Origin of the sequence: Lentzea aerocolonigenes (assembly GCF_000955955.1) — a bacterium.
GTDB lineage: Bacteria > Actinomycetota > Actinomycetes > Mycobacteriales > Pseudonocardiaceae > Lentzea > Lentzea aerocolonigenes_A.
On the sequence record NZ_JYJG01000559.1, the window covers coordinates 1 to 8,630 of the forward strand.

The window sequence follows — 8,630 nt, forward strand, 5'->3', positions numbered from 1 at the left end:
GCGGCGGACCTCTCGGCGCTGCCGGTCGCCTGTGCCGACGCCGTGGCGATCTCGCTGTCCTGGGTGGCTGGGATTGGCGTTGCGGGCACCACGACATCCGTGCCTGTTGTGCCCGGCGCGGTGAGGGGTTCGTGTGGTGCGGTGGGCGTCTGGGTATTGCCGGTCGTCGCCTGTGTCGGCGCCGTGGCGATCTCGTCGTCCTGGGTGGCTGGGACCGGCGCAACGGGCACCTGGACCTTCGTGCCTGTCGCGCCAACCGCCGCGAGGGTCTCGCCTAGTGCGGTGGGAGTTTCGGTGTCGCCGGTTGCTTCTGCAGGCGGCGCGGCGATCTCGCTGTCCTGGGTGGCTGGGACCGGTGTCGCGGCAACCTGGACCTCCGTGCTTGTCGTGTCCGGTGCGGCGGGGGGCTCGAGTGGTGCGGTGGGAGTTTCGGCGTTGCCGGTCACCTCAGCCGACGCCGTAGCGACCTCGCCGTCCCGGACGGCTGGGACCGGCACCACGGGCAACAGGACCGGCGCGAGTTCCGCGGGCACGTGCGCGGGATTGCGGGTCAGCGCCAGGTGGTCGGCTGTGCCGGTGCCGCGTTGTCGCGGCAGTGGCAGGCCGCGACTTGTCATGGTGTGCAGCAGGTGCCGGTAGATGGTGCCGAACGTCAGCAGTTCGGGACCCTCCGGCACGCCGGTTCGCAGCAGTTCGAGGAGTTCGCCGGTGAAGGCCGTGTGCCGGGCACCCGGTGGGGCGAGGGCGACGGCGTTGGCGGAGGTCGCCGCCAGGACGTAGGTGCCTTCGATGCCCATCTGGCCCTGGATCGCGCCCTCTCCGGCCATGTCACCGGCGGCACGGCCGCTGAAGCAGCAGTCGAGGATCACCACCCGGTTGCGGGCCGGGCTGTCGCGGATGACGTCGCGGACCAGGTCGTAGGCGAGAGCGCTGACCGGGAGTTCGCACGTGTCGGTGTCGGTCAGGCTCAGGAAGAGGTCGTTGCGGGGGCCGGTGAGGCCGTGACCGGCGAAGTAGACGATCAGGGTGTCCGTGGCACGGGCCGCGTGCCGCTGGAGTTCGCGGTAGACCGTGCGGATGCCTGCTGGATCGGGCACCACGACGCAGTGGTCGGCTGACAGGCCGCCCAGGCCGGGGTCGGTGAGGACCGCGGCCAGGTCGTCGAGGTTGTGCCGCACGGCGGGCAGCCCGGCCAGGTTGCGGTACGTGCTGGTGCCGATGAGCACCGCGTAGGAGCTCGAGGGAACGGGCAGGCGCACGTCAGCCCGTCCCGAGCAGGTCGCGCAGGGGCTGTGCGGGGTCGATGTCCTGAGTGGCGGTGACCGACCGTCCATCAGGTGCCTTGATCGTCACCGTGGCGCCGGACTCCCGCTGGGCGAGCCACACCGGTATCGACCGGGCGAGTACGTCCAGGGCCGGGGCGGAGGCCACGACCACCAGTTCCACGCCGGAGCCCATCGCGCCGTCCGGTGCGGCCGGGGTGACCGCTCTCAGCCTGCCGCGCAGCTCCGGTTCGTGCCGCAGCCAGTCCCACAACGACTCCAAGCCGGTGCGGTGGCCGTCGACGGTGATCGTGACCGTCTCGGGTGACTCGCCGGGCATGGGGCATCTCCGTTCGCGCTGGATGCCGGAGTTGTCGCCGGTCGGCCACGGTCCGTTACGACCATCCGTAGAGGTCTGGACCATTTCGTGCTTCAATGACAACGGGTCGCCGCCTGCATGCGAAAGGTGAGCGAATGTCTGCCCGCTTGGTACTGAAGGCGCTGACAGCCCTGCTTCTGCTCATGAGCACCGTGCTCGTCCCGTCCACCGCGCAGGCGGCCGACACGTGTGCGCTCAAGTCCCGTCCCGCCGGCAAGGTGCTGCACGGCTACTGGGAGAACTGGGACGGCGCGTCGAACGGGGTGCATCCGCCGTTCGGCTGGACGCCCATCACCGACGCCCGCATCAAGCAGCACGGCTACAACGTCATCAACGCGGCGTTCCCCGTGATCCGCTCCGACGGCACCGTGCTGTGGGAGGACGGCATGGACGCGGGCGTCAAGGTCGCCACGCCTGCCGAGATGTGCGCCGCGAAGGCGGCGGGCGCCACGATTCTGATGTCGATCGGTGGCGCGGCGGCGGGCATCGACCTCAGCTCGACCGCGGTGGCCAACCGGTTCGTCGCGACCGTGGTGCCGATCCTCAAGAAGTTCAACTTCGACGGCATCGACATCGACATCGAGACCGGGCTGGTCGGCAGCGGCAACATCAGCCAGCTCTCACCCTCACAAGCCAACCTCATCCGCATCATCGACGGCGTGCTCGCGCAGATGCCCGCGGGGTTCGGTCTGACGATGGCGCCCGAGACCGCGTATGTGACGGGCGGCAGCATCACCTACGGGTCGATCTGGGGTGCGTATCTGCCGATCATCAAGAAGTACGCGGACAACGGGCGTCTGTGGTGGCTGAACATGCAGTACTACAACGGATCCATGTACGGGTGCTCCGGCGACAGCTACCAGGCCGGTACGGTGCAGGGCTTCGTCGCGCAGACCCAGTGCCTCAACAAGGGGCTGGTCGTGCAGGGCACGACGATCAAGGTGCCCTACGACAAGCAGGTGCCGGGCCTGCCCGCTCAGCCCGGCGCAGGCGGTGGCTACCTGAGCCCGAGCCTGGTCGGGCAGGCGTGGAACAGCTTCAACGGCCAGCTCAAGGGGCTCATGACCTGGTCGATCAACTGGGACGGCTCGAAGAACTGGACCTTCGGCGACAAGGTGAAGTCGTTGCAGGGCAGGTGAAGCAGCGCGAAGCCCGGCGGCACAGCGTGTTCTGGAGGCACTGTGCGGCCGGGCTTCGCCTTCAACGGGTCACTTGCGGGGCGCGACCCTGGACTCGTAGGACTTCGGGCGGTACCACGGGTCGAAGAAGCAACCGGTGCCGTACTGCTCGTCGTGGCCGGGACAGGCGGCCGCGATCAGGAACGGGTTGGACCGCAGCCCGAACTTCTCCCACGCCGCCAGCGACTGGATGGCCGCCGCGTACTCGGAGTCGCTGAACGCCGAGTGCGTCGCCTCGGTCGTGAAGGTCTGCACCAGGTTGTACCAGCGCCCGGCCTTCAGGACCTGGTCCCGGTAGGCCGACTCGTGCTCCACGAACGCGGTGGGGTCGCCGATCGCGTGCACCGACAGCACCGGGATGTCGATCTTGCCGGTGAGGTCGCTGTCGTAGGCCAGCTCGGCGCGGGCGGCGGGATCGGCGGCGAAGCGCTCGACGCCCGCGTTCAGGGCCGCGTCGTCGTGCGAGCCCTGGTAGACGACACCCGTGTTGCTCCAGGGGTTCCGGTCGCCCAGCCGGTTGTGCACGATGTCGCGGAACGTGAACGTCGCGAAGTTGAGGTGCGAGTTCAGCGTCTCCTCGGGGATCTTCGTGACCGCGAGGACGTCGTCGAGCTTCTGCTGCTGCGCGGGCGTGCGACTTCCTGCCACGCCAAGGCATTCCTCGATCCGGGAGCGCAGACCGGCCGTCGTCATCGTGGAACCCGGACGCAGGCCCTGCCACAGCGGGTACTGCACCTCGGACGGGCGCGGGTGGTTGCCGCAGTAGTACTGGTAGACCACGCGCAGGTCGACGCGGTAGTCGTAGCCGCGCGTGCCGCCGGCCATCACCCCGCTGGTGAGCAGCGCCGCGTCGTAGCCCTTGTACAGCTCGATGGTCTTCGCCGCGACGTTGCCGCCCCACGACTGACCGTGGAGGTAGACCTTGTGCGGCTTCAGCATCGCGCTGACCATCTTGCGCAGGTTGTCGGTGTCCTCGGCGGCCATCCGCGTGCCGTAGCCGCCGCGCCGGTACGAGGTGCCCGCCCAGGCGTAGCCCTCCTTGACCATGACGGCCCAGCGGTTCAGGTCGTCACGGGTGCGTTCGGGCGTGGGGTCGCCCAGGTCCGGACCGCCGTGCGAGTGGACGACCAGCGTCTTGTTCCACTTCTTCGGCACGGCGATCGTGTAGTAGGCGCCGTTGGCGTCCCGGCCCTCGTAGCACGTGGCGTCGGCGGGAACCCTCTCCGGGCACGCTGCCGTGGGCGGCAGCGGCGGCGCGGGCGTCACGACGCTCGCGGCTAGTGCGAATGCCAGCAGGACGTTCATGGCGGAATCGTGAGCCCGGCTCGATTAGTGGTCCAGCTCACTCGCGCAAACTTGGGATTTCCCTGACGTTACGATCGTCCACGGCCTCGCGCAACGCCCGCAGCACCTCGCTGAAGTCCAGCCGGACCGACCAGCAGTGGACGCTCGTGAGCGACTGATGGCGGTACGGTCGGCGGCGTGAGTTTTCCACCTGAGCCGTGGTACCTGCGCGGAACTCTCGTGCTCTCCGTGTTCCGCGTGCCGAGGCGGCTGGTCCGAGACGAGCACCTGCCCGCGGGGACTCGGCTGATCACGCTGGCGGGCAACGCTTTCGTGGCTGTCGCGTTCGTGTCGTACGAACCGGGCGGCGTGCTCACCTACGAGGAGCTCCTGGTGGCGACTCCGGTGTGGGACCGGGGTGCGGTGGCCGTGTCGGTGCCGCAGATCTGGGTCGACAGCGAGGCCTCCCGGCTGGGCGGGCGTGAGCTGTGGGCCATCCCGAAGCAGCTCGCCCGGTTCGGTGAGGGCTCGTCGATCGCGGGTGTCGCGGTGACGGGCGGCGTGCCGTTGCCGGGCCGGTGGAAGGTCGCCGGCCGTGTCGTACAACGCCTCGACGGCCGGGACGTGCGCGCGCACGCCGCCATGTCCGGGCGGGTCAGGCTCGTGCGGGCGGGGTGGATGTTTCCCGTCGGCGGGCCGTTGGGCTACTTGACCGGCCGGACGCCGCTCGTCAGCCTCGCGATGGACGACATGCGGCTGACGTTCGGTCAGGCCCCGTAGCTGGTCAGCACGTGTCGATCCGCCCGCCGGCGGTCACGACTCGCCGATGTACTGGACGCTGTTCAGCACGTGCTGCGCCCACGCCCGGTCGGCGGGAAAGCGGTGGACCACCCGCACGGACAGCATGGTGCCGGGACGCACGACGTGCCCGTGGAACACCTGCTCCTCGTTGCCGTCGATCACCTCGCTGAGCCAGAACGCGTGCCGCAGCTCCGGCCCGATGTGCTCGACCGAGTGGTCCTCCGACGGGTAGCCCTCGATCACGGCCGCGAGGAAGTCGCTGGGCGTGCGCTGGGCCCTGTCGTTGTAGACGTCGAGCCCCACCCACCGGCCGGGGCTGGAGAACCACACCGTCCGGTCCTCCACGACGCAGCGCATGCCCGCGGTCCGCTCGACGGTCCAGACCTCGCCCAGCGTCTCCCGGACCGGGACCGGCAACGGGTGCCGGATGCAGCTCAGCACCTCGTCGCGGTCCCATTCGCGCTCCAGCAACGGGTGCGCGGTGTAGTACGGCAGCTCGTCGGCGTTCAGCACGGCCGCTTCGACCGGGACACCGAGCAGGTCCCACGGCAGGATGAGGTTCGCGAACGTGCCGGACACGCGGAAGTTCGCGTACTCGGAGTCGTTGTCCCAGACCGCGTGCGCGTACATCGCGTCGACTTTGCTGATCTTCATCCATGCGCCGAAGACCAGCTCCACTCCTCCGGTCAGCCGAACCGGCAGGAGACAACGGAGGTACGTGTCGCCGTCCGGTCCGGCGAGCAGCCCGCCTGTCGGCGCGGTGAGCTGCTCCGAGGGCACGCCGATCAACGGCTCCGGGCGGTTCAGCCGAAAGTCGATGCGGTCCGTAGACGTGATCTCGGCTCCGCAGCATCCGCATTGGACGGTCATGGATGCAGATGCTAGAGCTCCTCGGAGTTCAGCAAACGTGAACGCACCAGAAACCGCATTCCAAGTGGAGCCTCAAGAGAGAACCCGCTCCCACGACCGGGCACCACGTCGATCGTCAGGTGCGTGTGCGACCAGTACTCGAACTGCGCCGCGGACATCCACACGGGAACGACGAACGAGTCGACCTCCAAATCCCCGAGGTGCACGTCCGCCGCGCCGGTGCGGAACTCCCCGGCTGGGTAGCACATCGGGGCCGAGCCGTCGCAGCAGCCGCCGGACTGGTGGAACATCAGGTCGCCGTGCGACGCCCGGAGGCGGCGGAGCAGATCCGCCGCCTCCGGGGTCAGGGCCACGCGGGGCATCAGAAGAAGCCCAGGGCGTTCGGGGAGTAGCTGACGAGCAGGTTCTTGGTCTGCTGGTAGTGGTCGAGCATCACGCGGTGGTTCTCGCGGCCGATGCCGGACTGCTTGTAGCCGCCGAACGCCGCGTGCGCCGGGTAGGCGTGGTAGTTGTTCACCCACACGCGGCCCGCCTGGATGTCGCGGCCCGCGCGGTAGGCGACCGAGCCGTCGCGCGACCAGACGCCCGCGCCCAGGCCGTACAACGTGTCGTTGGCGGTCTTCAGGGCGTCGTCGTAGTCGGAGAACGACGTCACGGCGACTACCGGGCCGAAGATCTCCTCCTGGAAGATCCGCATCTTGTTGTCGCCCTCGAACACCGTCGGCTGCACGTAGTAGCCGCCGGACAGCTCGCCGCCGAGGTCCGCGCGCTCACCGCCGGTCAGCACGCGGGCGCCTTCCTGCTTGCCGATGTCGATGTACGACAGGATCTTCTCGAGCTGGTCGTTGGACGCCTGCGCGCCGATCATCGTCTCGGTGTCGAGCGGGTGGCCCTGCCTCACCGCCTGAGTCCGCGAAACTGCGTCACCGAGGAAGTCCGAGTAGATCGACGACTGGATCAGGGCGCGCGACGGGCACGTGCAGACCTCGCCCTGGTTCAGCGCGAACATCGTGAAGCCTTCAAGAGCCTTGTCGTAGAACGCATCCCGCTCCGCAGCGACGTCGGAGAAGAACACGTTCGGCGACTTCCCGCCGAGCTCCAGAGTCACCGGGATGATGTTCTCGCTGGCGTACTGCATGATCAACCGGCCGGTGGTCGTCTCGCCGGTGAACGCCACCTTCGCCACCCGCCGCGACGACGCCAGCGGCTTGCCCGCCTCGACGCCGAAACCGTTGACCACGTTCACCACGCCGGGCGGCAACAGGTCCGCGATCAGTTCCATCAGCACGTGGATCGAGGCCGGAGTCTGCTCGGCGGGCTTCAGCACGACCGCGTTGCCGGCGGCCAGCGCCGGTGCGAGTTTCCACACCGCCATCAGCAGAGGGAAGTTCCACGGGATGATCTGGGCGACGACGCCGAGCGGCTCCTGGAAGTGGTACGCGACCAGGTCCTCGTCGATCTGCGAGATGCCGCCTTCCTGTGCCCGGATCACGCCCGCGAAGTAGCGGAAGTGGTCGACCGCGAGCGGCAGGTCGGCGGCCAGCGTCTCGCGGATGGGCTTGCCGTTCTCCCACGTCTCCGCGACGGCCAGCATCTCCAGGTTGGCCTCGATGCGGTCGGCGATCTTGTTCAGCACGTTGGCGCGGTCCGCCACCGACGTCTTGCCCCACCCACGAGCCGCTCCGTGGGCCGCGTCCAGAGCGCGGTCGACGTCCTCGGCCGTGCCGCGGGCGATCTCGGTGAACTCCTCACCGGTGACCGGGGTCGGGTTGGCGAAGTACTCGCCCTTGGCGGGCGGTACGTACTCGCCTCCGATGAAGTGGTCGTACCGGTCGCGGTACGTCACCACGCTGCCGGACTGCCCCGGAGCCGCGTACTTCGTCATCTCGCCTCCCGCATCGTTGCGAACTGAACCGCGACGCTAGGTAGTGGAACGTTTCACGCACGTTGCATCCGAAAGGAGTAACGAATTGCGGCAGGAGGCCCTTCATCCTGGAGAGGTGATGGACCGAGGCGTTGCAACACGGCCGGTGATCGCCGAGTCGTGGCGGCGGTCCCTCGCCGCGCGCGTCGACCCGGACCGGCACGAGGCGCCGGTCGTCTACGCCCCGGACGAGATCGCCGACCTGCGCGGCACGCACCCGCTCGCGACCACGGTGCCGCTGCTCAAGCACACGCTGTCGATGGACGACACGATCATGATCGTCACCGACACGCGCGGTCACATCCTGTGGTGCGAAGGCGACAACGGAGTCCGGCACAGCGCCGAACGCGTCCACCTCACCGAGGGCTCGCGATGGAGCGAGGACGTCATCGGCACCAACGCGATGGGCACGGCGCTGGCGACCGGCAAAGCCGTCACCGTGCACTCGCGCGAGCACCTCGTGCGGACCTACCACGGCTGGACGTGCACGGCGAGCCCGATCCACGACCCCCACAGCGGACTGCTGCTGGGCGTGGTCGACGTGAGCGGGCCGCTCAAGACGATGCACCCGGCCGTCGTGCAGCTCGTGTCGGCCGCGGCGAAGCTGGCCGAGCACCACCTGCAGCAGCATTTCGTGCCACAGCAGCACGTCCTGACGTTGAACTTCCTCGGCGGGCCGCACGCGGACCTCGACGGGCGGCCGCTGGCGCTGACCTTGCGCAACGCGGAGGTGCTGACCGCGCTCGCGTTGCATCCCAAGGGACTCACCGCCGAACAGCTTGCATTGTTGCTCTATGGTGAACGTGGGAACCCGACGACGGTCCGGGCTGAGCTGCACAGGTTGCGGGCACAGCTCGGTGGAGTGCTGCTCACCAGGCCGTACCGGCTGGACGCGGTGGTGCAGGGCGATTTCCTGGACGTGCGCACGGCAC

The 8,630-nt window shown here is 68.8% G+C and carries 9 protein-coding genes; 3 read left to right on the top strand and 6 right to left on the bottom strand.

Going from position 1 to position 8,630, the window contains the following annotated elements:
- Both UK23_RS46845 and UK23_RS46850 read right to left on the bottom strand, forming a co-directional pair.
- Positions 1 to 1,259, bottom strand: a 1,259-nt coding sequence (locus tag UK23_RS46845) for a caspase family protein (protein ID WP_196778192.1), incomplete at its 3' end; no start/stop codon positions are given.
- Between the two features lies 1 nt (position 1,260).
- Positions 1,261 to 1,602, bottom strand: a complete 342-nt coding sequence (locus UK23_RS46850; RefSeq protein WP_045318341.1) for an effector-associated constant component EACC1 — start codon at positions 1,600 to 1,602, stop codon at positions 1,261 to 1,263.
- 134 nt (positions 1,603 to 1,736) lie between these two features.
- Between UK23_RS46850 and UK23_RS46855 the strand changes: the two genes are divergently transcribed.
- Positions 1,737 to 2,780 carry a chitinase gene (locus UK23_RS46855; protein ID WP_045318342.1) on the top strand — a complete coding sequence of 348 codons (1,044 nt, stop codon included), beginning with the start codon at positions 1,737 to 1,739 and terminating at the stop codon, positions 2,778 to 2,780.
- Positions 2,781 to 2,849: 69 nt separating this feature from the next.
- Here the strand turns inward: UK23_RS46855 and UK23_RS46860 are convergent, their stop codons facing one another.
- Entirely contained in the window at positions 2,850 to 4,124 is a 1,275-nt protein-coding gene (locus UK23_RS46860) for a hypothetical protein (protein WP_052685669.1), read from the bottom strand.
- Positions 4,125 to 4,301: 177 nt separating this feature from the next.
- Here UK23_RS46860 and UK23_RS46865 point away from each other — a divergent pair, with 177 nt between their 5' ends.
- Positions 4,302 to 4,883, top strand: a complete 582-nt coding sequence (locus UK23_RS46865) for an acetoacetate decarboxylase family protein (RefSeq protein WP_045318343.1) — start codon at positions 4,302 to 4,304, stop codon at positions 4,881 to 4,883.
- Positions 4,884 to 4,916: 33 nt separating this feature from the next.
- Here UK23_RS46865 and UK23_RS46870 read toward each other — a convergent pair whose 3' ends face one another.
- Genes UK23_RS46870 through UK23_RS46880 form a run of 3 tightly spaced genes read right to left on the bottom strand, consistent with a single transcriptional unit; the run spans position 4,917 to position 7,659 of the window.
- Positions 4,917 to 5,774: a hypothetical protein gene (locus tag UK23_RS46870; RefSeq protein ID WP_045318344.1), complete on the bottom strand. Its 858-nt coding sequence runs from the start codon at positions 5,772 to 5,774 to the stop codon at positions 4,917 to 4,919.
- A gap of 11 nt (positions 5,775 to 5,785) precedes the next feature.
- On the bottom strand, positions 5,786 to 6,136 hold the full coding sequence (locus UK23_RS46875; RefSeq protein WP_045318345.1) for a DUF779 domain-containing protein: 351 nt from the start codon (positions 6,134 to 6,136) through the stop codon (positions 5,786 to 5,788).
- The gene (locus UK23_RS46880; RefSeq protein WP_045318346.1) at positions 6,136 to 7,659 is read right to left on the bottom strand and encodes an aldehyde dehydrogenase family protein; all 1,524 of its coding nucleotides are present in this window, start codon (positions 7,657 to 7,659) and stop codon (positions 6,136 to 6,138) included. Before UK23_RS46880 ends, UK23_RS46875 begins: the two co-directional genes overlap by 1 nt.
- A 118-nt stretch (positions 7,660 to 7,777) precedes the next feature.
- On the opposite strand from UK23_RS46880, the gene UK23_RS46885 reads away from it, so the two are divergent.
- Positions 7,778 to 8,630: GAF domain-containing protein (locus UK23_RS46885; RefSeq protein ID WP_156213899.1), on the top strand; the 853-nt coding region annotated here is incomplete at its 3' end.

What these genes read in the sequence shown, in the direction of transcription:
- UK23_RS46850 (WP_045318341.1), bottom strand. Translation starts at nt 1,602, where the DNA reads ATGCCCGGCGAGTCACCCGAGACGGTCACGATCACCGTCGACGGCCAC.
- UK23_RS46855 (WP_045318342.1), top strand. Translation starts at nt 1,737, where the DNA reads ATGTCTGCCCGCTTGGTACTGAAGGCGCTGACAGCCCTGCTTCTGCTC.
- UK23_RS46860 (WP_052685669.1), bottom strand. Translation starts at nt 4,124, where the DNA reads ATGAACGTCCTGCTGGCATTCGCACTAGCCGCGAGCGTCGTGACGCCC.
- UK23_RS46870 (WP_045318344.1), bottom strand. Translation starts at nt 5,774, where the DNA reads ATGACCGTCCAATGCGGATGCTGCGGAGCCGAGATCACGTCTACGGAC.
- UK23_RS46875 (WP_045318345.1), bottom strand. Translation starts at nt 6,136, where the DNA reads ATGCCCCGCGTGGCCCTGACCCCGGAGGCGGCGGATCTGCTCCGCCGC.
- UK23_RS46880 (WP_045318346.1), bottom strand. Translation starts at nt 7,659, where the DNA reads ATGACGAAGTACGCGGCTCCGGGGCAGTCCGGCAGCGTGGTGACGTAC.